Origin of the sequence: Leisingera sp. XS_AS12 (assembly GCF_041224635.1) — a bacterium.
In the GTDB taxonomy this organism is placed as follows: domain Bacteria; phylum Pseudomonadota; class Alphaproteobacteria; order Rhodobacterales; family Rhodobacteraceae; genus Leisingera.
The window spans coordinates 157,671-178,330 of the sequence record NZ_JBGFGM010000126.1; the positions used below are offsets into that span (position 1 = coordinate 157,671).

General features: G+C 62.2%; 23 protein-coding genes. 13 read left to right on the top strand and 10 right to left on the bottom strand.

Features of this window, described 5'->3' with window-relative positions:
* Positions 1-60 precede the first annotated feature (60 nt).
* The 4 genes from AB9K35_RS21035 to AB9K35_RS21050 all read right to left on the bottom strand — a co-directional run bounded on the left by AB9K35_RS21035 (position 61) and on the right by AB9K35_RS21050 (position 2,657).
* Entirely contained in the window at positions 61-396 is a 336-nt protein-coding gene (locus AB9K35_RS21035) for an SMR family transporter (RefSeq protein WP_222453225.1), read from the bottom strand.
* Between the two features lie 202 nt (positions 397-598).
* Entirely contained in the window at positions 599-1,765 is a 1,167-nt protein-coding gene (locus tag AB9K35_RS21040) for an HD family hydrolase (protein ID WP_369929170.1), read from the bottom strand.
* Positions 1,762-2,004, bottom strand: coding sequence for a hypothetical protein (locus AB9K35_RS21045; RefSeq protein ID WP_222453223.1), 243 nt, complete (start codon positions 2,002-2,004; stop codon positions 1,762-1,764). Before AB9K35_RS21045 ends, AB9K35_RS21040 begins: the two co-directional genes overlap by 4 nt.
* The gene (locus tag AB9K35_RS21050; RefSeq protein ID WP_222453222.1) at positions 2,004-2,657 is read right to left on the bottom strand and encodes an alpha/beta hydrolase; all 654 of its coding nucleotides are present in this window, start codon (positions 2,655-2,657) and stop codon (positions 2,004-2,006) included. The genes AB9K35_RS21045 and AB9K35_RS21050 overlap by 1 nt, the downstream gene beginning before the upstream one ends.
* A gap of 186 nt (positions 2,658-2,843) precedes the next feature.
* On the opposite strand from AB9K35_RS21050, the gene AB9K35_RS21055 reads away from it, so the two are divergent.
* The 10 genes from AB9K35_RS21055 (at position 2,844) to AB9K35_RS21100 (ending at position 10,956) form a co-directional block, all read left to right on the top strand.
* Positions 2,844-3,302, top strand: a complete 459-nt coding sequence (locus AB9K35_RS21055; protein ID WP_222453221.1) for an Rrf2 family transcriptional regulator — start codon at positions 2,844-2,846, stop codon at positions 3,300-3,302.
* An 83-nt stretch (positions 3,303-3,385) separates the two neighbouring features.
* Positions 3,386-4,429, top strand: coding sequence for a cysteine desulfurase family protein (locus tag AB9K35_RS21060; RefSeq protein WP_369929172.1), 1,044 nt, complete (start codon positions 3,386-3,388; stop codon positions 4,427-4,429).
* A 14-nt stretch (positions 4,430-4,443) separates the two neighbouring features.
* Positions 4,444-5,967 carry a Fe-S cluster assembly protein SufB gene (gene sufB / locus AB9K35_RS21065; protein ID WP_369929174.1) on the top strand — a complete coding sequence of 508 codons (1,524 nt, stop codon included), beginning with the start codon at positions 4,444-4,446 and terminating at the stop codon, positions 5,965-5,967.
* A gap of 6 nt (positions 5,968-5,973) precedes the next feature.
* Complete coding sequence (locus AB9K35_RS21070; RefSeq protein WP_369929176.1) at positions 5,974-6,231, top strand: hypothetical protein; 258 nt, start codon at positions 5,974-5,976, stop codon at positions 6,229-6,231.
* A 16-nt stretch (positions 6,232-6,247) separates the two neighbouring features.
* Entirely contained in the window at positions 6,248-6,562 is a 315-nt protein-coding gene (locus AB9K35_RS21075) for a YbjQ family protein (RefSeq protein WP_369929178.1), read from the top strand.
* A 76-nt stretch (positions 6,563-6,638) separates the two neighbouring features.
* Positions 6,639-7,397, top strand: a complete 759-nt coding sequence (gene sufC, locus AB9K35_RS21080) for a Fe-S cluster assembly ATPase SufC (protein ID WP_222453216.1) — start codon at positions 6,639-6,641, stop codon at positions 7,395-7,397.
* The gene (locus tag AB9K35_RS21085) at positions 7,397-8,677 is read left to right on the top strand and encodes a SufD family Fe-S cluster assembly protein (protein WP_369929179.1); all 1,281 of its coding nucleotides are present in this window, start codon (positions 7,397-7,399) and stop codon (positions 8,675-8,677) included. Before sufC ends, AB9K35_RS21085 begins: the two co-directional genes overlap by 1 nt.
* On the top strand, positions 8,677-9,162 hold the full coding sequence (locus AB9K35_RS21090; RefSeq protein WP_222453214.1) for a hypothetical protein: 486 nt from the start codon (positions 8,677-8,679) through the stop codon (positions 9,160-9,162). Before AB9K35_RS21085 ends, AB9K35_RS21090 begins: the two co-directional genes overlap by 1 nt.
* Positions 9,159-9,743: a YIP1 family protein gene (locus AB9K35_RS21095; RefSeq protein WP_369929181.1), complete on the top strand. Its 585-nt coding sequence runs from the start codon at positions 9,159-9,161 to the stop codon at positions 9,741-9,743. Before AB9K35_RS21090 ends, AB9K35_RS21095 begins: the two co-directional genes overlap by 4 nt.
* Positions 9,736-10,956, top strand: a complete 1,221-nt coding sequence (locus AB9K35_RS21100) for a cysteine desulfurase (protein WP_369929183.1) — start codon at positions 9,736-9,738, stop codon at positions 10,954-10,956. Before AB9K35_RS21095 ends, AB9K35_RS21100 begins: the two co-directional genes overlap by 8 nt.
* Before the next feature lie 78 nt (positions 10,957-11,034).
* Here the strand turns inward: AB9K35_RS21100 and AB9K35_RS21105 are convergent, their stop codons facing one another.
* Together AB9K35_RS21105 and AB9K35_RS21110 are read right to left on the bottom strand one after the other, a co-directional pair.
* Positions 11,035-11,625: an HD domain-containing protein gene (locus AB9K35_RS21105; RefSeq protein WP_222453211.1), complete on the bottom strand. Its 591-nt coding sequence runs from the start codon at positions 11,623-11,625 to the stop codon at positions 11,035-11,037.
* Positions 11,626-11,628: 3 nt separating this feature from the next.
* The gene (locus AB9K35_RS21110) at positions 11,629-12,762 is read right to left on the bottom strand and encodes a gamma-butyrobetaine dioxygenase (RefSeq protein WP_369929185.1); all 1,134 of its coding nucleotides are present in this window, start codon (positions 12,760-12,762) and stop codon (positions 11,629-11,631) included.
* Between the two features lie 96 nt (positions 12,763-12,858).
* On the opposite strand from AB9K35_RS21110, the gene AB9K35_RS21115 reads away from it, so the two are divergent.
* Positions 12,859-13,728 carry a LysR family transcriptional regulator gene (locus tag AB9K35_RS21115; protein ID WP_369929187.1) on the top strand — a complete coding sequence of 290 codons (870 nt, stop codon included), beginning with the start codon at positions 12,859-12,861 and terminating at the stop codon, positions 13,726-13,728.
* 32 nt (positions 13,729-13,760) lie between these two features.
* Here the strand turns inward: AB9K35_RS21115 and AB9K35_RS21120 are convergent, their stop codons facing one another.
* Complete coding sequence (locus AB9K35_RS21120) at positions 13,761-14,093, bottom strand: PilZ domain-containing protein (protein WP_369929189.1); 333 nt, start codon at positions 14,091-14,093, stop codon at positions 13,761-13,763.
* Positions 14,094-14,605: 512 nt separating this feature from the next.
* On the opposite strand from AB9K35_RS21120, the gene AB9K35_RS21125 reads away from it, so the two are divergent.
* Positions 14,606-15,727, top strand: a complete 1,122-nt coding sequence (locus tag AB9K35_RS21125; RefSeq protein WP_222453207.1) for a porin — start codon at positions 14,606-14,608, stop codon at positions 15,725-15,727.
* A gap of 217 nt (positions 15,728-15,944) precedes the next feature.
* The gene (gene tig, locus AB9K35_RS21130) at positions 15,945-17,276 is read left to right on the top strand and encodes a trigger factor (protein WP_369929192.1); all 1,332 of its coding nucleotides are present in this window, start codon (positions 15,945-15,947) and stop codon (positions 17,274-17,276) included.
* Between the two features lie 153 nt (positions 17,277-17,429).
* Here the strand turns inward: tig and AB9K35_RS21135 are convergent, their stop codons facing one another.
* From AB9K35_RS21135 to AB9K35_RS21145, 3 genes are all read right to left on the bottom strand, one after another.
* Positions 17,430-19,388: a bifunctional 2',3'-cyclic-nucleotide 2'-phosphodiesterase/3'-nucleotidase gene (locus AB9K35_RS21135; protein ID WP_369929194.1), complete on the bottom strand. Its 1,959-nt coding sequence runs from the start codon at positions 19,386-19,388 to the stop codon at positions 17,430-17,432.
* Positions 19,389-19,512: 124 nt separating this feature from the next.
* Positions 19,513-19,980 (bottom strand): transglycosylase SLT domain-containing protein, encoded by a 468-nt coding sequence (locus AB9K35_RS21140; protein WP_369929196.1) that lies wholly within the window; start codon positions 19,978-19,980, stop codon positions 19,513-19,515.
* A 321-nt stretch (positions 19,981-20,301) separates the two neighbouring features.
* The gene (locus AB9K35_RS21145; protein WP_369929198.1) at positions 20,302-20,508 is read right to left on the bottom strand and encodes a hypothetical protein; all 207 of its coding nucleotides are present in this window, start codon (positions 20,506-20,508) and stop codon (positions 20,302-20,304) included.
* Between the last annotated feature and the right edge of the window lie 152 nt (positions 20,509-20,660).

Sequence of the window (20,660 nt, forward strand, 5' to 3'; positions counted from 1 at the left end):
TAGCCCGAACCCCGATCAAAGGCCAGAGGAAAACTACCCCGGACCACCAGCAATCGGCGATCAGTGGCCTGAAGTCTTGGAAAACAGGTGAATGATGACGATTCCGGACATGATCAGGGTCATTCCGATCACGGCGGGCAGGTCCAGTTTCTGGCCAAAGACCAGGTAAGCGATCACCGCAATCAGCAGGATTCCAAGGCCGGACCAGATTGCATAGACCACGCCCACGGGCATGAACTTCAGCGTCAGCCCCATCATGTAGAAGGAGAACCCATAGGCCACCAGAACGATCAGCGACGGCCCGAGGCGGGAAAACTGCTGGCTGGCCTGCAGGGCGGTGGTGCCGATCGTCTCTGCCGCGACCGCAATGATCAGGTAGATGTAGTGAACTGGCATCGGATCCCTCCGTTCTGGCAGGCCGACAGGAGATGACCTGCCATTTTCGCCTAGCGCATTCACCGCAGGTCGAAAAGACGCGAAATTGCGCGTCAGGCGCATTCTCGCCCGCGCGATGAGATTTCTTTTGGTTGAGTGCCCCTGAAACAGTTCTCTGCATCGGGGCGGGGATCCGGCCAGCGAGAGGCTGCCCGGATCGAAGTTACAACCGTCCAGCCTCTCGGAACCAGGGTTCGACGCGGGATCGCACGTAGGTCCACACCTGCGGTGCGCCACGCTGGATCTTCGCGCCGACGCGCGCGTCCAGCTGGGGGAGGCTGACGTCGTAGTCCAGCCAGCTCCCGCCGCCGTTCAGCAGGTTCAGCAGGACGGGCTGCACCCGGTCGATCGACTTTGCAAACACGGCGTCCGGGCTTTCGGCTGCCTCGAATTCCTGCCAGATCTCGTAGAGCGGTCGGCCCTGGTCCGCGGGCAGCAGGCCAAACAGGCGGGTGGCCGCAGCTTGTTCCTTATCGGCGATTGCAGCAAGCTCCTGCGGATCAAGGACGCCATGGATCGGCGCATCGCCGGCATCGATCTCGACAAGGTCGTGCAGCAGAAGCATCTGCAGAACCCGGTCGACGTCGACGGGGGCGGTGCTGTCTTCGGCCAGGACCCAGGCGTAAAGCATGATGTGCCAGCTGTGCTCGGCGGAGTTTTCATGCCGCGAGCCATCACCCAGTTTCGACGCGCGGGTGATCTGCTTCAGCTTGTCCGCTTCGTTCAGGAATGCGAGCCGGGTCGTCAGCTGGCTGCAATCGATGTCGCTGGCGCGGCCCAGTTTGGCCTGCGCATGGTGATAGGCTTGAGGAAAGCTGTGCTTCAGCGCCGCGGCGCGTCCTCCGTCGAGGTTCTGGCGCACCACGTCGAGGTGCCAGTTCAGCGGCGTTGCGCCATACACGGTCTGGAACATCGGCTGGCAATGATCGACCTGTTTGGCGTATTGCGCGTCCGGCGTCTCCGCCGCTTCGAACTCCTGCCACAGCGCGAGGAATTCCGCCCCCTGATCCTCAGGCAGCAGGCCGAACAGACGTTGTGCCGCGGTCTGCTCAGCGGCGGCCACGGCGGCCCAGTCGGCCTCGGCGGTGATCGGGTGATCGCCTGCGTCAATTTCCACCAGATCATGCAGCAGCAGCATGCGGATGGCACGGAAGATGTCGACCTGTGGCGCCGCGAACGGCGCAAGCACCAACGCATAGAGCGCCAGATGCCAGCTGTGTTCCGCCGAGTTTTCGCGGCGACTGCAGTCGAGGATCAAATTCTGGCGCTCGATGGTGCGCAGCTTGTCGGCCTCGAGCAGGAAGGCGAACTGCGCATCGAGACGGCTCATGGCTGACCCTTCGCGTCCAGCTGTGCCTTGACCTGTTCGATCTTGGCGTTCAGGAACGCGCGCGCCTTGCGCTCGGCCAGGCGAACGCGCATTTCGGTCAGGAAGGCCTCCTCCAGCGACTGGGAGGCAGCGCCGAGAACCTGGCCCACCTCCACGTACAGTCGCTCTTCGCCGGTGGCGTCCTGCACCTTGAGCGTATCGATCGCCAGTTTCTGGGCCAGCGTTTCGATTGTGCCCATCAGCGGCTGGTCTCGGTCAGGCGGCGTTTCACGTAATCGGTGACGCTGCTGATCATCGTGTCCATATGCGGCTCCTGGAAGAAGTGATCCGCGCCCTCGATCTCATTGTGGGTGATGGTGATGCCCTTCTGCTCGTGCAGCTTGTTCACCAGGTTGGCGGTGTCGGCGGGCGGTGCCACGCGGTCGGCGGTGCCGTTGATGATCAGGCCCGAGGAGGGGCAGGGTGCCAGGAAGGAGAAATCATACATGTTGGCCGGCGGTGCGACCGAGATGAAGCCGGTGATTTCCGGACGGCGCATCAATAGCTGCATGCCGATCCAGGCGCCAAAGGAGAAGCCCGCAACCCAGCAATGTTTGGAGTTGGAGTTCATCGACTGCAGGTAATCCAGCGCTGACGCGGCATCGGACAGCTCGCCCACGCCCTGGTCGTATTCGCCCTGGCTGCGCCCGACGCCGCGGAAATTGAACCGCAGCACGGTAAAGCCCATGTTGTAGAAAGCGTAATGCAGGTTGTAGACGACCTTGTTGTTCATCGTTCCGCCGAACTGCGGGTGCGGGTGCAGCACGATGGCAATCGGTGCGTCTTTTTCTTTTTGCGGGTGATAGCGGCCTTCGAGGCGGCCTTCGGGTCCGGGAAAGATGACCTCGGGCATGGGCGGTTCAAATCCTACTGTCGTTTGTCGGGTCTGCCGTCAGAAAACTTGACGGGTTCCGTCAGGCATCTTAGAACAGTTCTAATCACGGCGTGGGCCAAGCCGCGCACCGTCAGGCTGAGATACGCACAGACGTCGACAAGGTCAATGTTTTCGCACGTCCAAGGCGATTTCGAGGGATGAAACATGAAACTTTCCACCAAAGGCCGTTATGCAATGGTCGCCCTTGCAGATATCGCCCTGCAGCCGACGGGCACTCTGGTGCCGCTCGGCGATATTTCACGGCGTCAGGATATTTCCCTGCCGTACCTTGAGCAGCTGTTCGTCAAGCTGCGCCGTGCGGGACTGGTCGAATCCGTGCGTGGTCCGGGAGGCGGTTACCGGCTGGCGATGCCGCCCGCGGAAATTCGCGTGGTCGACATTCTCTCGGCAGTGGATGAGACGGTCGATGCCATGCACAAGGGGGCCGGGGCCTCGGGTGCGCTGTCCGGTAGCCGGGCGCAATCGCTGACCAACCGCCTGTGGGAGGGGTTGAGCGCGCATGTCTATGTGTTCCTGCACCAGACCCGCCTGTCCGATGTGATCGAGAATGACCTGGCGCCCTGTCCGGCGGTGCCGAACCTGTTCGCGGTTGTGGACGACTGAAACCGAAAGGTCCGCTGGCGCAGGGGCTTTGCGCTGGCGGCTATTCCGCGTATGAGACGGGACCACTTTGAAAAGATGACTCCATGACACGTGTTTACCTGGACCATAACGCCACAGCGTGGCTTCGCCCCGAAGCGCGGGAGGCGATGGTGGCCGCGATGGATGTCTGCGGCAACCCCTCCTCGGTTCATGCAGAAGGGCGTGCCGCCAAGGCCCTGGTCGAGAAGGCGCGGGCCCAGGTCGCGGCTGCCTTTGGCGCAGACGGGGCCGACATCGTGTTCACCTCCGGCTCCACCGAGGGCGCGGCGCTGGCGCTTGCCGGGCGCCAGCTGCACGGTGCACCGGTCGAACATGACGCGGTGCGGGCCTGGACGGTCGAAGACCTTCCGGTCGGCGCCGATGGGGCAGTGCAGGTTTCTGATCCCGCGGCCTCGACCGTGCAGCTTGCGAATTCCGAAACAGGGATCATCCAGACGCTCCCCGATGGGCTGGCGGTCACAGATGCGACCCAGGCCTTTGGCAAGCTGCCGGTCGCCTTCAACTGGCTGGGCGCGCAGATGGCGCTGATCTCGGCGCATAAACTGGGCGGCCCCAAGGGGATCGGCGCCGTGGTCCTGCGCCGTGGCACGGACCTGCCTGCGCAGATCAAGGGCGGCGGCCAGGAGATGGGGCGCCGGTCCGGCACCGAAAATGTCATTGGAATTGCCGGGTTCGGGGCCGCAGCCGAGGCTGCCGCAAAAGATCTGGCGGATGGTGTCTGGGACAGGGTTGCAGAACTTAGAAATATTCTAGAAAAGTCGCTTGTGTCTGGCGCAAGCCATACTATTTTTGTCGGGAAGGATCAGACGCGCCTGCCGAACACTTTGTGTTTTGCGACACCGGGCTGGAAGGGCGAAACCCAGGTCATGCAGATGGATCTGGCGGGGTTTGCCATCAGCGCGGGCAGTGCCTGTTCCAGCGGCAAGGTACGCGCCAGTGCGGTGCTGACCGCGATGGGATATGACGAGGCCACGGCACAAGGCGCGGTGCGCGTGTCGCTTGGGCCTCAGACAACGGAAGAAGATGTGCTGCGCTTTGCCGAGGCGTGGCTGCAAAAAGAAAAGAAACATCGCGCCCGCGCGGCGTGAATGAGGAGATGACAATGGCCGCTTTGGACCAAACCCAAGTCAAGGAAGGTGTTGACCAGGAAACCGTGGATGCGGTCCGTGAAGTAGGCGGTGCCTATAAATACGGCTGGGAAACCGACATCGAGATGGAATACGCCCCCAAGGGCGTGAACCCGGACATCGTCCGGCTGATCTCGGAAAAGAACGAAGAGCCGGAATGGATGACCGAATGGCGCCTGCAGGCTTTCGAGCGCTGGGAAAAGATGGACGAGCCTAACTGGGCCATGGTCAGCTACCCCGAGATCGACTTCCAGGACCAGTATTACTACGCCCGTCCGAAGTCTATGGAAGTGAAGCCGAAGTCGCTGGACGAGGTCGATCCCAAGCTGCTGGCGACCTACGAAAAACTCGGCATCCCGCTGAAGGAACAGATGATCCTGGCCGGCGTCGAAGGCGCAGGCGACACCCCGGAAGAAGGCCGCAAGGTGGCGGTGGACGCGGTGTTCGACTCCGTCTCCGTCGGCACCACCTTCCAGAAAGAGCTGAAAGAAGCGGGCGTCATCTTCTGCTCGATCTCCGAGGCGATCCGCGAGCACCCCGAGCTGGTGAAGAAATACCTCGGCTCCGTGGTGCCGGTTTCCGACAACTTCTATGCGACGCTGAACTCGGCCGTGTTCTCGGACGGCTCCTTCGTCTACGTGCCGCCGGGCGTGCGCTGCCCGATGGAACTGTCCACCTATTTCCGTATCAACGCGGAAAACACCGGCCAGTTCGAGCGCACCCTGATCATCGCCGACAAGGGCTCTTACGTCTCCTACCTCGAGGGCTGCACCGCACCGCAGCGTGACACCGCGCAGCTGCACGCCGCGGTGGTGGAAATCATCGTCGAGGAAGACGCCGAGGTGAAATACTCGACCGTCCAGAACTGGTATCCGGGCGACGAGAACGGCAAGGGCGGTATCTACAACTTCGTGACCAAGCGCGCCGATTGCCGCGGCGACCGCGCCAAGGTGATGTGGACCCAGGTGGAAACCGGTTCTGCCGTGACCTGGAAATACCCCTCCTGCATCCTGCGTGGTGATGAAAGCCAGGGCGAGTTCTACTCGATCGCGATTGCCAACAACATGCAGCAGGCCGACACCGGCACCAAGATGGTGCACCTGGGCAAGAACACCAAGTCGCGCATCGTCTCCAAGGGGATCTCGGCCGGCAAGGCGCAGAACACCTACCGCGGTCTGGTGTCGATGCACCCCAAGGCCAAGAACTCGCGCAACTACACGCAGTGCGACAGCCTGCTGATCGGCGACAAATGCGGCGCCCACACGGTTCCCTATATCGAGGTGAAGAACAACTCTTCCCGCGTGGAGCATGAGGCGACCACCTCTAAGGTGGACGACGACCAGCTGTTCTACTGCCGTCAGCGCGGCATGGACGAGGAAGAGGCGGTGGCCCTGGTGGTCAACGGCTTCTGCAAGGACGTTCTGCAGGCGCTGCCGATGGAGTTCGCCATGGAAGCGCAGCAGCTGGTTGCGATCTCGCTGGAAGGCTCGGTGGGGTAAGAGGGAGTGCTTGAAACGCTGGAGGCAATCAAGGCTTGGGCATTCCCACAGACTTTGGTCGCTCAAGTCCTTGTTGGCCTCCTTCTCGCTCTGGCAATCTTGCTGCCTTTCAAGGTCGGGCAAGTTTTGTGGCCGAGCGATCCGGAAAATGGAGTGATGAAGGCTTTTGCAATACTGGTCGCTGCGTCGACGTTTGTAGCGATGAAAGCCATCTACCTGAATTTCGGATTGATTTTGGTTGAGCGGGAAACTGAAGGCCAGTGAAAGGAGAAGGCAGGAAATGATCGTCACAACGACCAACAGCGTCGAAGGCTACCAGATCGCCGACTACAAGGGCATCGTGGTAGGCGAGGCGATCATGGGCGCCAATGTGGTGCGCGATTTCTTTGCCTCGGTCACCGACATCGTTGGCGGCCGCTCCGGGGCATATGAAAGCAAGCTTCAGGACGCCCGCGAAACCGCCCTGGCCGAGCTGGAAGAGCGCGCCCGCGCTGCCGGGGCCAACGCCGTGGTGGGCGTTGACCTGGATTACGAAGTCATCGCCGACTCCATGTTGATGGTTTCGGCAAGCGGCACCGCTGTGGTGCTGGCGTAGAAATGAGCAGGCCCTTCAAAGGCCATTGAAATATCGCGGGCCACGCGCTCGCCACAGAATGCGACACGAGGAAAAAATGCTCGAAATCAAAAACCTGCACGTCAAACTTGAAGATGAAGACAAGCAGATCCTGAAGGGTCTGGACCTCAAGGTCGAGGCCGGCAAGGTGCATGCCATCATGGGCCCCAACGGCTCGGGCAAATCGACGCTGTCTTACGTGCTGTCCGGCCGTGATGGCTATGAGGTGACCGAGGGTTCGGCGGAACTGCTGGGCGAGGACATCCTGGAGCTGGAGCCGGAAGAGCGCGCCGCGGCGGGCATGTTCCTGGCGTTCCAGTACCCGGTCGAAATCCCCGGCGTTGGCAACATGACCTTCCTGCGCACCGCGGTGAACGCACAGCGCAAGGCCCGCGGCGAGGAAGAGCTGTCGGCCTCCGATTTCCTGAAAGAGGTCCGCGCCAAGGCAAAGACCCTGAAGATCGACGCCGACATGCTGAAGCGCCCGGTCAACGTCGGCTTCTCCGGCGGTGAGAAGAAGCGCAACGAAATCCTGCAGATGGCGATGCTCGAGCCGAAGCTCTGCATCCTGGACGAGACCGACTCCGGCCTCGACGTGGACGCAATGAAGCTGGTGGCCGATGGCGTGAACGCGCTGCGTGACGAGGGCCGCGGCTTCCTGGTGATCACCCACTACCAGCGTCTGCTGGACCACATCAAACCGGACGTGGTGCACATTCTGGCGGATGGCCGCATTGTGAAGACCGGCGGCCCCGAGCTGGCGCTGGAAGTCGAAAACAACGGCTATGCCGGCATCCTGGCCGAGGTGGACGCGTAATGGCACTTCCCGAAGCAAAACAAACCGCAACTGAGGCGCGGCTGGCCGCGCTGACGCTGCCCGAGGGCGGCTGTCTTTCCGCCGCGCGCCATGCCGCGCTGTCGCGGGTGCAGACCATGGGTCTGCCGGGGCGGCGTGACGAATACTGGAAATACACCCGTCCGGACACGCTGGTGCAGGCGGATGTGCCCGAAGCCGCGGTTTTCGAGACCGGCGAGCCGCCGATGTTCAACGACTTCGACCGCCTGAAGGTGGTGTTCGTTGACGGTGTGTTCGATGCCGAAGCCTCCGACGATCTGTCGCTGGAAGGCATCACCATCGAGCGTCTGGCCGATGTCGAGAAGAAGGACATCCACTGGGCCAAGGACCTCTACGGTGTTCTCGAGGCGCGTGGGCAAACCCCGGTGCAGCGGCCGCTGGCAGCGCTGAACAGCGCCTTTGCCACCGATGGCGTGGTCGTTCACGTGACGGGCAAGCCGTCGAAACCGATCAACCTGATCTACCGTCATGCCGACACCGGGTCGGATGCGATCCTGCATCACGTGATCCGCGTGGATGCCGGTGCCGAGGCGACGATCCTCGAAAATGGCCCCGCAGCCGCACGGTTCAACAAGTGCATGGAGATCGACGTCGCCGACACCGGCAGCCTGCACCTGGTGCGTGCCCAGGGGCGTGACCACGAGCGCCGGGCCGCGACGCATCTCTTTGCCCGCCTCGGCAAGGAATCGGTTTTCAAATCGTTCACCCTGACAGTGAATGGCGTGCTGACCCGCAACGAAGCCGTGATCGAGCTTACCGGGGATGATGCCGTGGCCCATATCGCGGGCGCTTGTGTCGGCGATGGTGATTTCCACCACGATGACACCGTCTTCATCACCCATGATGCGCTGAACTGCGAAAGCCGCCAGGTGTTCAAGAAGGTTCTGCGCAACGGGGCCACCGGCGTGTTCCAGGGCAAGATCCTGGTGAAGGAAGGCGCGCAGAAGACTGACGGCTACCAGATTTCGCAGTCGCTGCTTCTGGACGACGACAGCCAGTTCCTGGCCAAGCCTGAGCTTGAGATCTATGCCGATGACGTTGCCTGCTCGCATGGCTCCACCTCCGGTGCGATCGACGAGGAAGGCCTGTTCTACCTGCGGTCCCGCGGTGTGCCCAAGGCCGAGGCAATCGACCTGATGACACTCGCATTCCTGGCCGAAGCGGTGGAGGAGATCGAGGACGGCGACGTGGCAGATGCGATCATCGCCCGGCTGCAAGGCTGGCTGGCCCGGCGTCACTGATGTCGGTCACCACGGATATTCCGGCAACCTACCTGGGGCCGCGCAAGGTTTTTGCGCGGCTTCTCAGCATGGGCGCGCGGGAAGACCGGCTGCTGGTGTTCCTGCTCAGTGGCTGCGTGCTGGCCTTCGTGGCGCAGATGCCAAAGCTCGCCCGCGAGGCGCATCTGACCGGGCAGGAGCTGAACATGCTATTGGGCGGTGCGCTGCTGGGCATCGTCTTCATCGCGCCTTTGTTGTTCTACGCATTGGCGCTGATTGCCCATTGGCTGGCCCGCGCCCTTGGCGGCGTCGGGGAGGCCCATCAGGCGCGGCTTGCGCTGTTCTGGGCGTTTCTGGCGGCGAGTCCCGTGATGCTCTTGCATGGGCTGGTGGCCGGGTTCATCGGTGCGGGGGCCGCGCTGGACAGCGTCGGGCTGCTGTGGTGCGTGGTGTTCTTTTGGTTCTTCGCCTCGGGGATGGTTCAAGGATACTGGGCAAACAGATGAAATCGCTGCTTGAATTTGCTGCTTTCACGGTGCGTTCGCCTCAGCTGGCGGCAGATCGTATCCTGTTGGCGTCATTGCCGCGGGAGGTGGTGTGGACCGCTTTCCTGCTGTCGGTGGTGCTGAACAGCTGCGTCTATGCGCTTCAGCAGATCCTGTTCCCACTGCCCCCCGAGGTGCTGCTTCCGCGGTTCTCGCCGGGTGCCTATTTCGTAATGGTACTGGCCTTGCAGGCGGCCTTTGTCGCGATGCTGTCGGCGACCGGTCGCTGGCTGGGCGGGCAGGGCAGATTTCTTGCGCTGCTTGCGGTGATTACCTGGTTGCAACTGATGCAGGCCGGGCTGAACACGGCCCTGATCGTGATGTTCCTGGCGCTGCCGTCCTTGGCTGCGCTGGTGAACATCGGGGTGAATATTCTGGTCTTTGTGATCCTGCTGCATTTCGTCAAGGCGGCGCATGGCTTTGACAGCATCTGGCGTGCGTTGGGTGTGGTGCTGATGGCCAGCCTGATCCTGGTTTTTGCCCTTCTTTTCCTCTTGGGCCTGATCGGCCCCACCAACCTTGGATTTCCCGAACATGTATGATGTGGAAAAAATCCGCGCCGATTTCCCGATCCTGTCGCGCACGGTGAACGGCAAGCCGCTGACCTATCTCGACAACGGCGCTTCGGCGCAGAAACCGCAGGTGGTCATCGATGCCGTTACGCGTGCCTACGCAGAGGAATATTCGAACGTTCACCGTGGTTTGCACTACCTGTCCAACCTGGCGACCGAGAAATACGAGGCGGTGCGCGGTACCGTTGCGCGGTTCTTGAACGCCGGGGATGAGAACAGCATCGTGCTGAATTCCGGCACCACCGAGGGCATCAATCTGGTCGCCTATGGCTGGGCGATGCCGCGGTTCGAGGCGGGCGACGAGATCGTCCTGTCGGTGATGGAGCACCATGCCAACATCGTGCCCTGGCACTTCCTGCGCGAACGCCAGGGGGTGGTGCTGAAATGGGTCGACACCGAGGCCGACGGTAGCCTGGATCCGCAAAAGGTGATCGACGCCATCTCCCCGCGGACCAAGCTGGTGGCGGTGACCCAGTGCTCCAACGTGCTGGGCACCGTGGTCGACGTGAAAACCATTACCGCTGCCGCCCAGGCCAAGGGTGTGGCGGTGTTGGTTGACGGCTCGCAGGGGGCGGTTCACATGCCGGTCGACGTGCAGGACATCGGCTGCGATTTCTACGCGATCACCGGTCACAAGCTCTATGGTCCCTCCGGGTCCGGCGCGATTTACATCAAGCCCGAGCGGATGGCCGAGATGCGCCCCTTCATCGGTGGTGGCGACATGATCCGCGAAGTGTCAAAGGATCAGGTGATCTACAATGATCCGCCGATGAAGTTCGAAGCCGGGACTCCCGGCATCGTGCAGACCATCGGCCTTGGCGTTGCGCTGGATTACATGATGGGCCTCGGAATGGCGAACATCGCCGCGCATGAGGCGGGCCTGCGCGATTACGCCATGTCACGGCTCAAAGGTTTGAACTGGGTGAACATCCAGGGGCAGGCTCCGGGAAAGGCGGCGATCTTCAGCTTTACGCTGGAGGGCGCGGCCCATGCCCACGACATCTCCACCATTCTGGACAAGAAGGGCGTCGCGGTGCGCGCCGGGCACCATTGCGCCGGACCGCTGATGGACCATCTGGGGGTATCGGCGACCTGCCGGGCGTCATTTGGTCTCTACAACACCAAGGCGGAAGTCGACACGCTGATCGAAGCGCTGGAACTGGCGCATGACCTGTTCGCCTGAAACAGGCCGCGCATGATTACGGGGGCATCCCAATAGAAAGCGGCGCCCGCGAGGGCGCCGCTTTTCTGCTTCCGGGCCTCAGCCTTGCATGTGGCGGTCGACCATCCGTTGCACCATCGGGGCGAAATGCCAGAAGTCCGGTGTCTGCATGTCGGGGCGTTTGCCGGCTTCGTCCAGGTAGCGCACGGCAATGATCTGCGGCAGGTTCGGATTTGTCTCGAAGGCCGCAACTTCCTCGGGGCTCATCGGGCCGCCTTGCAGGTTCAGCGAATGGATCGACGCGTCTGACAGGCGCTTGAAATACTCGGGCCTGGTGGCACAAAGATAACGCTTGGCAGCAACGTGATACCGCACGCAATCGGTGATCACGCTGGGAAAGAACCGCTCCAGAACCTCGGCACCGGCATCCTCGTGGTGGCGATCCTCGGTGTCCTCCATGCTGAAGGTGCCGAATTCGCTGGTGAAGTGGCCGATATCATGCAGCAACGCGCCGACGATGATCTCTTCTGGCTGGCCGTTCTGCTCTGCGATGGTCGCGCCCTGCAACATATGCTCGGTCATCGTGACGGGCTCGCCGAGGTATTCCTCGTCACCCCGACGGTCAAAGATGTCACCGAGGAAGGCCACGATGTTGTCGCGGGTCAGGGTGCTGAAATCGGGCTTGCTCATGGGTCAGCCTTCCAGTTCGGCGTTCAGCACGGCGAGGGTGGACAGCAGGCCGTCCTTGTCGGCGTAGCATCCCTGCAGCCAGCGTGATCCGCTGCCGGAATAGCCCAGCCGCGCGTGCAGCACGCGGGTGTTGTCGACGATGAAGCTTTCGCCGGGCTCCAGCTTGAAGGCAATCCCCATCTCGGGGTCGTCGATGATCTCGGCCAGTTGCCGATAGGCGGCATAATAGGCGTCCATTTGCTCGAACGGAACATCCACTAGCGGTGCCGCGGAGCGGTTGTTGAAGCGTATGGCGCTCAGTTCCCCATCCGGCGAGAGTCCGATCATCGGGCGGCGCGAGTGCAGATGAACGCCGTCAGAGCCCTTGTACTCGAACCGTGCGGGGTAGCCTGCCAGCAGCGCGAACCCCTCGGGGTTCAGCTCGCGCAGGCGTTCCGCGGCGCGAAAACCGTCGACCACGATGCTGTCGCCGCCCTCGGCCGAGTTCTCAAGGCAGTAGAGGATCTGCAAGGTCGGCACCGGATCGCGGTAGGGGTTGTCGGTGTGCGCCTGCAGGCCCAGCCCGGTATAGGCGAGGTTGGTCGGGTTGACCTCGGTGCGGACCTCGAAATAGCGGCCATAGTTGGTTTCCCGGACGAAACCGAACATCGCGGCACAGTCCAGTAGCGCGCCTTCGCGCGCCGGACCGCCAGTCAGCTTGGCAAAACCCAATCGTGCCACGGCGTCAAGCCAGTCGCGCTTGGCCTTGGCGTCAGTCTGCACTTGCTGCCAGTCGAACGTCGGGGCCGCGCGGGAGCCGTCCCAGGTCTCGCAATTCTGCGGAAGACGTCCGAAGGCCGCCTTGTCGGACCGGTCATAACGATGGTCCTGCAGCCATTGCAGCGGGAAGGTGACAGTCTTCTCCTCGGGGGCAAAGCAGACTTCGAGATGATCCTCCTTCAGCGCGGCGTCGCGAATATGGCTGTTCTGCGGAATGTCGCCGAGGGTGATCAACCGCTGACCGTTGCCGGGGGCGCGTGTCTCTGCATCCAGCGCGTTGTCGCGCAGCCATATGGCATGGAAACGGCTTTGGCTTCCGTCCGCGAAGGTCAGGGTCAGGAATTTGCCTGAAGTGTCAGTGCTCAGGGTGGCGGGCATCGGGGCCTCCGGTTGTCAGGTTCCTGCTTGCTTGACTAGCCCGGTACAGTCATCAAGAGAACGACGTATTTGAGGGTGTAAGGCTAAGGAAATCTTATGTCAGACAAAGCCAAACGACCTGGGCTGCCACCGCTGGACTGGCTGCGGGTGTTCGAGGCGGCGGGGCGCCACGGGAATTTCACTGCTGCGGCGGAGGAGCTGGGCACCAGTCAGGCGGCGGTCAGTCAGCGCATCCGTAATCTGGAGACATGGCTGGGCCGCCCCTTGTTCCTGCGCATGGCGCGGGGGGTTACCCTGACGGTGGAGGGGGAAAGCTATCTGCCGCTGGTGCAGGACACGTTGCTTGCCCTGGCGCAGGGCACCCGAAATCTCTTCGACCACAGCTTCCGTGAGTTGCGCATCGCGGCGCTGCCTGGCCATCTCGAGTTGCTGGTAATGCCCCGGTTGCGGGAGCTCTCGACCGTCGATCCAGGCGTGCGGCTGGTGACCGAAACCGTGCCCAAACGTCTGGAATTCGATGCGGCGGAGGATGCCGTGCACATCCGCTATGGTCGCGGAAAATGGGAACGCCGCGACGCGGCCTTGTTGGGAAATGAAGTCCTGCGCCCGATGGTTGCGCCGCAGGTTCTGGCGGACTGGAAAGACCTCCCCGTGATCGAACTGCGGGGGGAGCGACCGGGCTGGGCGGAATGGGCCCGCGTCACAGGGGAGGATGAGCCTGCGGCTGCGAGTATTTCGGTGGACTCGATGTCCCACGCGCTGGAGCTTGCGCGGCTGGGGCAGGGCGTGGTGTTGGGGTCTTGCGTCCTGGCGTGGAAATTGTTGCAGGCCGAACAGCTGTGTTGCGTGCCAGCGCCGCAGCTTGCAGTGGTGGATGGGTATTGGCTGACCTGGCCGCCGAGCCTTGCGACGTCGCGCAGGCAATCCCGTCTTCTGGAAGCACTAGTCGCTGCCCTGACGCCGTGATCCAATGTCCGGATCCGGACAGCATCCGCGTCTTAGTCCGGGTAACGCCCGATTTGCGCAAAATAGGCATCCAGCAAGGGCCGGACGGTGCGTTTGTTGGTGAAGGAAAATCCGATGGACCCCGCCTTCCGCCAGCGGGCCAGAACCAGGAATTCGCCGATGGCGGGCACCAGGATTCCGGTCAGCGTCTTCAGGTCAAAGGTGTTCTTTTCCGCCTCCAGCCGAACCGCCAAGCCCCTGTAGCTGATGTTGTAAACGTCTGCCGAGAGCGGTCCGCCATCCAGGTGAAGGAGGCAAGGAAGGTCAATGGGGAGCCGGGGTTCCGTTGGTTCGGCCCGCCGAAAGATCGAGTTAGATTTCACCATGCTGCCGCACCACTTGTTATCACTGATCCACCTTCAGCCTATGATGGTAAGGTTAACAAAACCTTTTCGGGGCAACCGCCAACGGCTGGCGTGGACCTCCAACAGGGAAGGCGACCGAAACCGGTTTGGCATGCCCGGATGCGCAGCCTGACCGCCACGGGCCACGGCCTCCGAACTTAGGGGCAGTTGCTGCGCCGACTGTTGCTGAATTACTGCTGTAAAGATTTCATTTCGCAACTCCGGCAGGCGCGAAGGGGTTGCGCCGGGTGCATGGCTGATATGTTTTATCGTTTTAATTCAGTGTGATGAAGATCACATAGGACGCGAAATTCAGGCAAGTATTGGCCGATCGTGTAGAGCTATAGGCGTAAATCCGCCGATGAAATCACCACGGCAGGTTTGAGCGGTTTTCAACCCCTCAAACCTCAAATCCGCGCACATTACCTCTAGCAGCAACCAGCGGCTCCAGGGATGGAGGGGCCAGCTGGCCAATGGAACAGGAGACTCAGATCATGAGCACCAAATTCAAGGCACGGGCGGGCGCGGCGTCCCTGGCTGCAGCAGCCCTCGCAGCGCCGGCATTTGCCGGACCGACTTACACCAACGACACCGGCGGCAGCTTTAGCTGGTACGGTCACTTCAACCCGTCCTTCCAGTCGTTCGACGACGGTGTGGAGGACTACAACCGTCTGGTAGACAACTCCGGCTCCAGCTCGCGCATCGGCTTCTGGCTGAACCAGGAGTTCGGCGAGAACACCCTGCGTTTCCGGTTTGAAACCTCCTTTGGTTTCCGCAGCAGCGATGGCGTGAACCAGGTCACCACCGGCGACAATGTCAGCTGGGACCGCACCAACATCCGCCACGTCGACCTGCAGTTCGACACCGCGAATTACGGCCGCTTCTCGGCTGGTCAGGGTTCGATGGCCAGTGACGGAATCACCGGCGCAGATTTCTCGGGCACCGGTCTGGGCGCAAGCGTCGCGGTTGCCGACCCGGCTGGCGGCTATGCATTCCGTACCGGCACCGGCGCTCTGAGCACGGTTTCGATCGGCGATGTCTTCAATGACTACGACGGCAGCCGTCTTGGCCGCGTGCGCTATGACTCGCCGGAACTGGCCGGTTTCACCCTGTCGACCTCCTACGGTACCGACATCCTGAACGAGGACAACGATCGCGAAACCTATGACGTGGCCGTCCGATACTCCAACGATCAGGTCGGCGCTTTCGCGATTGATGCGGGTATCGGCGCCGCCTGGACCGAGCGGACCGGCGAGGAAGATCGCCGCGACATCTCCGGCTCCTTCGGCGTTCTGCACAAGGACACCGGTCTGTCGCTGAACGTCGCCGCCGGTGAGCGCGACATCGCAGGCAGCTACGCCTACGCCAAGCTGGGCTATGAAGCGAACCTGATCTCGGCCGGCTCCACCGCCTTCTCCGTGGATTACTATGACGGCTCCGATATGGTCACCAACGGTGACAGCGCGGAATCCTGGGGCGTTGCCGCGGTTCAGAAGATCGACGCCTATAACGTCGAGGCTTACCTGGGCTACCGCAACTACTCCTACGCGGATAACAGCGCGACCAGCTACCAGGATGCCGACGTGATCCTGGCGGGTGCCCGCTGGAAATTCTGATCGTCTCCTCCCTCGCGGTCAGAACGGAAACACGCCCCCTCGTGGGGCGTGTTTTTGCGTTTGCGGCAGGGAAAACAGCTGGGCGGGGAGCAAAAACCGCCATTTCGCGTCTCTGGCGGGCAATGCCCCTTGCGCCGCCGCCTCTGGGGAAATAGAAGACCGCAAATTGTCTGGGGGCGCCTGCGCGCACGCGCCCCGAATCTCTATGGGGTATAGGATGCAGGTCACCGAGACGCTGAACGAAGGTCTGAAACGCGGCTACGCCATCACCGTCACAGCTGCCGAGCTGGAGGCGAAAGTCAACGAGAAGCTGGCCGAAGCCCAGCCGGAAGTTGAAATGAAGGGCTTCCGCAAGGGCAAGGTGCCGATGGCACTGCTGAAAAAGCAGTTTGGCCAGCGCCTGATGGGCGAAGCCATGCAGGAAGCCGTCGATGGTGCGATGAACAAGCACTTCGAAGACAGCGGCGACCGCCCGGCGATGCAGCCGGAAGTCAAGATGACCAACGAGGACTGGAAAGAGGGCGACGACATCAACGTCGAGATGTCCTATGAAGCGCTGCCGGAAATCCCGGACGTCGACTTCTCCGGTATCGAGCTGGAAAAGCTGGTGGTCAAGGCGGACGAAGATGCCGTGAACGAGGCGCTGAACAACCTGGCGGAAACCGCCCAGGAATTCGAAGCCCGCGAAGAGGGCGCAGCAGCCGAAGACGGCGACCAGGTGGTCATCGACTTCGTCGGCAAGGTCGACGGCGAAGCCTTTGAAGGCGGCGCAGGCGACGACTATCCGCTGGTTCTGGGCTCCAACTCCTTCATCCCCGGCTTCGAAAAGCAGCTGGTCGGCACCAAGGCCGGTGAAGAAAAAGACGTGACCGTGACCTTCCCCGAGGAATACGGCGCCGAGCACCTGGCCGGCAAGGAAGCCGTCTTCACCTGCAAGGTGAAAGAGGTCAAAGCCCCGAAAGCGGCCGAGATCAACGACGAGCTGGCGAAGAAATTCGGCTCGGAAGACCTGGAAGGTCTGAAGGCACAGATCGCCGAACGCCTGGAAGCCGAATACGCCGGTGCCGCTCGCGCCGTGATGAAGCGCGCCCTGCTGGACAAGCTGGACGGCCTGGTCTCCTTCGACCTGCCGCCGTCGCTGGTCGAAGCCGAAGCCAAGCAGATCGCGCATCAGCTGTGGCACGAGGAAAACCCGGAAGTGCAGGGCCACGACCACGGTGAGATCGAGCCGACCGAGGAGCACACCAAGCTGGCAGAGCGCCGCGTGCGTCTGGGCCTGCTGCTGGCCGAACTGGGCCAGAAAGCCGAGGTCGAAGTGACCGACGCCGAAATGACCCAGGCAATCATGCAGCAAGCCCGTCAGTACCCGGGCCAGGAGCGCCAGTTCTTCGAATTCATCCAGAAGAACGCTCAGATGCAGCAGCAGCTGCGCGCACCGCTGTTCGAAGACAAGGTCGTTGACCACATTGTCGAGCAGGCCAAAGTCGAGGAGAAAGAAATCTCCAAGGACGACCTGCAAAAAGCGGTTGAGGCTCTGGAAGACGAGTAATCGTCCTCTTCTCATAGATTTCGGAAAGGCCGCCCCCAGGGCGGCCTTTTTCGTTGTCAGGCAGGCATGTGGCGCTCAGGCGCGCAAGGTGCAAAGGAAAAGGCCGCGTAGCAACTGCCACGCGGCCTTTGGGGTGCGGGGTGCAGAGAGCCCTTACAGCTCTATGCGGAAGCGCGCGAAACCATCCGGGCCTTCGCCTGCCGGGGTGATGTTGACGCCGGGCACCGCATCTGCGTATTGCGCGGCCTTGGGGCCGGTGTCGAACAGCACGGTGGTGCCGGGCAGGGGGGCAAAGCGCCAGTTGCCGTCCGCCTTGGGGCTGACGGTGCCTTGCTCGACGATGTAGCGCACCAGCACGTCGCGGTTGGTATCCGGGCCTTCAAAGATCACGGTGTCGCCCTTGGCACCGGGAAAATCACCACCTCCTTCAGCACGGTAGTTGTTGGTGGCGATGATGAACTCCTGCTCGGGGTCCAGTGGCTTGCCGTTGTAGGACAGGTTCACGATGCGGTTGGCATCCGGGTTGGCCAGCTCGCCCTTGGGGGTGAACATCGACGGTTGGCTCAGGTCGATTTCATAGGAAACGCCGTCGATCACATCGAAGTTATACGACGGAAACGCCGGGTTCAGCAGAACCTGATCGGGCTGGCCCGGTTCGATCTGGTTGAACATGCCGGCCGACCGTTCCAGCCAGCCTTTGACCTCGGCGCCGGTCACCTTCACCGCGCGCACGGTGTTGGGGTAAAGATACAGATCGGCGACATTCTTGATCGCCACATCGCCGACCGGCACGTCGGTGTAATACTCCGGGCCACCCCGGCCACCGGCCTTGAACGGGGCCGCGGCTGACAGGATGGGCAAGCCTTCAAACGCGCTGCCTTGCAACATCTGTTCTATATACCAGGTCTGCGCCTGCGAGACGATCTGCACCGAGGGGTCATCCGCCACCAGCGCAAAATAGCTGTGCAGCGGCGCGTCGGTTTTGCCCACGGCCCGGCGCACATAGGCGAGCGTGGCGTCATGCTCGGCCTGCACCGCGTCCAGCACCTTTTGCTGGCTGGCGACCAGTGCGGTGACGGACCGGTCCTCGTTGCGCTTGGAGATGGGGCGTGCCTCGGACGCGTGACCGACCACGCGCCAGCCCGCGCCGTCGCGTTCCAGCATCAGGTCGATCAGCCCCATGTGGCTGCCCCAAAAGCCGCCCATCACCGCGGGTTTTCCGTGGATCGTGCCCTTGTCGGCATCGACCGCGGCAAAATCCGCATAGTTGGAGGAGGGGAACACGAGGTGGCTGTGCCCTGTCATGATGGCGTCGATACCCTCCACCTCCGCCAGCGGCACCGAGGCGTTTTCCATATCCTCACCGCCGGTGGCGGCGCCGATGCCGGAATGCGACAGCGCGAGGATGATGTCGGCACCTTTCTCCTTCATCTCAGGCACATAGGCGCGGGCGCATTCGACAATGCCGCGGGCCTGCACGTTGCCTTGCAGATGGCGGCGGTCCCAGTTCATCACCTGCGGCGGAACAAAGCCGATGATGCCGATGCGAATGGGATGCGCGTTTCCGGCCCCATCGGTGACGGTGTGCTCAAGGATCTGGTAGGGCGGCAGCAGGGTCTCGTCGTCGCGCGGGGTGGCGCCCGCCTTCTTCACCACGTTTGCGCAGACCACCGGGAAGTTGGCCCCGGCCAGGGATTTCTCCAGAAAGGACAGGCCATAGTTGAACTCATGGTTGCCCAGGGTCGATGCATCAAAGCCGACAGTGTTCATCGCCGCGATCACCGGGTGCAGATCGCCCTCCTTCATGCCGCGCTCATAGGCGATGTAATCGCCCATCGGGTTCCCTTGCAGGAAATCGCCATTGTCCAGCAGCAGCGCGTTGGTGGCTTCGGCGCGGATGTCCTCGATCAGGCTGGCGGTGCGCGCCAGCCCGACCGTGTCAACCTCGCGGTCGCCGTAATAGTCATAGGGAAACACATGCACATGCAGGTCGGTGGTTTCCATCAGGCGCAGGTGGACCTGCCCTGCGGCGGCCTGAACGGAAAACGGGTGCAGGGCTATCAATCCGGCACTCCCGGCCAGAAATGAGCGGCGGTCTAGGGTGATGGGCATGGACGTCTCCTTGTCAATAATTGGATCCGCAGGGCAAAATCCTAGCCCCTGCGGTAGTCGACAGATGTAACACCTGCGTTGCGCTCGAGGGGGAGACGGCATTCCAATCGCCGTTTTCCCCGCCTCAGCCCAGACCGGTTTCCTCCAGCATTCCGCGCCGTTTGGCTTCGTAATAGTAGCCGCGCGAATAGTGCTTCACCGCTTGCGCCTCGCTGCCGTCCGCCAGCAACCAGGCCCCGCGCAGGTATTTGCCAGCGTATTTGAGGTTGGTGTCCGCATCCAGAAGATCTTTGGGCTGGCCCTTGAAGCCCATCGAGCGGGCGGTCGCGGGCAGGATCTGCAGCAGCCCGTAATAAGGGCGGTTCACGGCCCAGGGGCGATGGGTGCTCTCGCGGACGGCCAGGCGGTGGACGAGGCTGCGCGGCAGCTCGTAGTGATCTGCCCAGCGGTTGATCTTGCGTCGCAGCTCTGGCGTTTCATTGGGATAGAGCGGCGGATCATACACCGCCGGCTCCGGGGTGGCGGCAGTGCTGCCGCAGGCGGAAAGGGTTGCGGTTGCAAAAATGGAAATAAGGCAGGTCCGGCGGTTCATGCGGCCTCCGATGTTGTGGAATATCGGGGCGAGCCTAGCCAGATTGCCCGGCGTCGCAATCCGCGTGATGCAGGGCTCGCAGGCGCGGGCGACGAACCGCCCACGGCCTGCAAAAATCCGCCAAACCCGGTTTATCAAAATTTAACAATTCAACGTTTGTTAAATATGTCCAACCCCTACATATTGAGGTTGCGCATTGAGGCAATACGACCCTCAGGCAGCAAACCCCGAACGCCTGTGGGGTTGGCTGACCAGATCGGGCAGTGGGGGCCGCGGCTGTTTCCCAAATTTCGCGGTCCCCGATTTGCGTTGATCCCGGCCCTAGCTGCGGGCCGAGGGGCGGCTGTTCGGGCGGTCGGCTGAAGCGCCGAACAGGCCGAGGCCGGGCGCGATCATGCCGCTGCGCACGGTCTCCGAAATCGCTTCAGTGCGGAACTTCGGCTGGTCGAACTGATGGCCGCGCAGCAGGCGGAACAGCAGTCTGCGCCGCAGGGCCAGCTCTTCGCGTTCCAGGTTTCTGTTTCTCATGGGCTCCCCCTTCTTTCGTCTCCCGCAGCCATGCTGGCAGAGACAGGCAAAGGGAGGGTTAGGGGGAGCTGCGGAAAATGACGCGCATTTATCCCTTAGTTGCAAGCTATTGGGCCAAAAAGAAAAGGCCGCCCGGTCAGGCGGCCTTTCCA

What these genes read in the sequence shown, in the direction of transcription:
- AB9K35_RS21045 (WP_222453223.1), bottom strand. Translation starts at nt 2,004, where the DNA reads ATGGGCACAATCGAAACGCTGGCCCAGAAACTGGCGATCGATACGCTC.
- AB9K35_RS21060 (WP_369929172.1), top strand. Translation starts at nt 3,386, where the DNA reads ATGACACGTGTTTACCTGGACCATAACGCCACAGCGTGGCTTCGCCCC.
- AB9K35_RS21075 (WP_369929178.1), top strand. Translation starts at nt 6,248, where the DNA reads ATGATCGTCACAACGACCAACAGCGTCGAAGGCTACCAGATCGCCGAC.
- AB9K35_RS21050 (WP_222453222.1), bottom strand. Translation starts at nt 2,657, where the DNA reads ATGCCCGAGGTCATCTTTCCCGGACCCGAAGGCCGCCTCGAAGGCCGC.
- AB9K35_RS21120 (WP_369929189.1), bottom strand. Translation starts at nt 14,093, where the DNA reads ATGGTGAAATCTAACTCGATCTTTCGGCGGGCCGAACCAACGGAACCC.
- AB9K35_RS21090 (WP_222453214.1), top strand. Translation starts at nt 8,677, where the DNA reads ATGTCGGTCACCACGGATATTCCGGCAACCTACCTGGGGCCGCGCAAG.
- AB9K35_RS21100 (WP_369929183.1), top strand. Translation starts at nt 9,736, where the DNA reads ATGTATGATGTGGAAAAAATCCGCGCCGATTTCCCGATCCTGTCGCGC.
- AB9K35_RS21115 (WP_369929187.1), top strand. Translation starts at nt 12,859, where the DNA reads ATGTCAGACAAAGCCAAACGACCTGGGCTGCCACCGCTGGACTGGCTG.
- AB9K35_RS21145 (WP_369929198.1), bottom strand. Translation starts at nt 20,508, where the DNA reads ATGAGAAACAGAAACCTGGAACGCGAAGAGCTGGCCCTGCGGCGCAGA.
- sufB (WP_369929174.1), top strand. Translation starts at nt 4,444, where the DNA reads ATGGCCGCTTTGGACCAAACCCAAGTCAAGGAAGGTGTTGACCAGGAA.
- AB9K35_RS21135 (WP_369929194.1), bottom strand. Translation starts at nt 19,388, where the DNA reads ATGCCCATCACCCTAGACCGCCGCTCATTTCTGGCCGGGAGTGCCGGA.
- sufC (WP_222453216.1), top strand. Translation starts at nt 6,639, where the DNA reads ATGCTCGAAATCAAAAACCTGCACGTCAAACTTGAAGATGAAGACAAG.
- AB9K35_RS21040 (WP_369929170.1), bottom strand. Translation starts at nt 1,765, where the DNA reads ATGAGCCGTCTCGATGCGCAGTTCGCCTTCCTGCTCGAGGCCGACAAG.
- AB9K35_RS21095 (WP_369929181.1), top strand. Translation starts at nt 9,159, where the DNA reads ATGAAATCGCTGCTTGAATTTGCTGCTTTCACGGTGCGTTCGCCTCAG.
- AB9K35_RS21105 (WP_222453211.1), bottom strand. Translation starts at nt 11,625, where the DNA reads ATGAGCAAGCCCGATTTCAGCACCCTGACCCGCGACAACATCGTGGCC.
- AB9K35_RS21055 (WP_222453221.1), top strand. Translation starts at nt 2,844, where the DNA reads ATGAAACTTTCCACCAAAGGCCGTTATGCAATGGTCGCCCTTGCAGAT.
- AB9K35_RS21125 (WP_222453207.1), top strand. Translation starts at nt 14,606, where the DNA reads ATGAGCACCAAATTCAAGGCACGGGCGGGCGCGGCGTCCCTGGCTGCA.
- tig (WP_369929192.1), top strand. Translation starts at nt 15,945, where the DNA reads ATGCAGGTCACCGAGACGCTGAACGAAGGTCTGAAACGCGGCTACGCC.
- AB9K35_RS21085 (WP_369929179.1), top strand. Translation starts at nt 7,397, where the DNA reads ATGGCACTTCCCGAAGCAAAACAAACCGCAACTGAGGCGCGGCTGGCC.
- AB9K35_RS21035 (WP_222453225.1), bottom strand. Translation starts at nt 396, where the DNA reads ATGCCAGTTCACTACATCTACCTGATCATTGCGGTCGCGGCAGAGACG.
- AB9K35_RS21110 (WP_369929185.1), bottom strand. Translation starts at nt 12,762, where the DNA reads ATGCCCGCCACCCTGAGCACTGACACTTCAGGCAAATTCCTGACCCTG.
- AB9K35_RS21140 (WP_369929196.1), bottom strand. Translation starts at nt 19,980, where the DNA reads ATGAACCGCCGGACCTGCCTTATTTCCATTTTTGCAACCGCAACCCTT.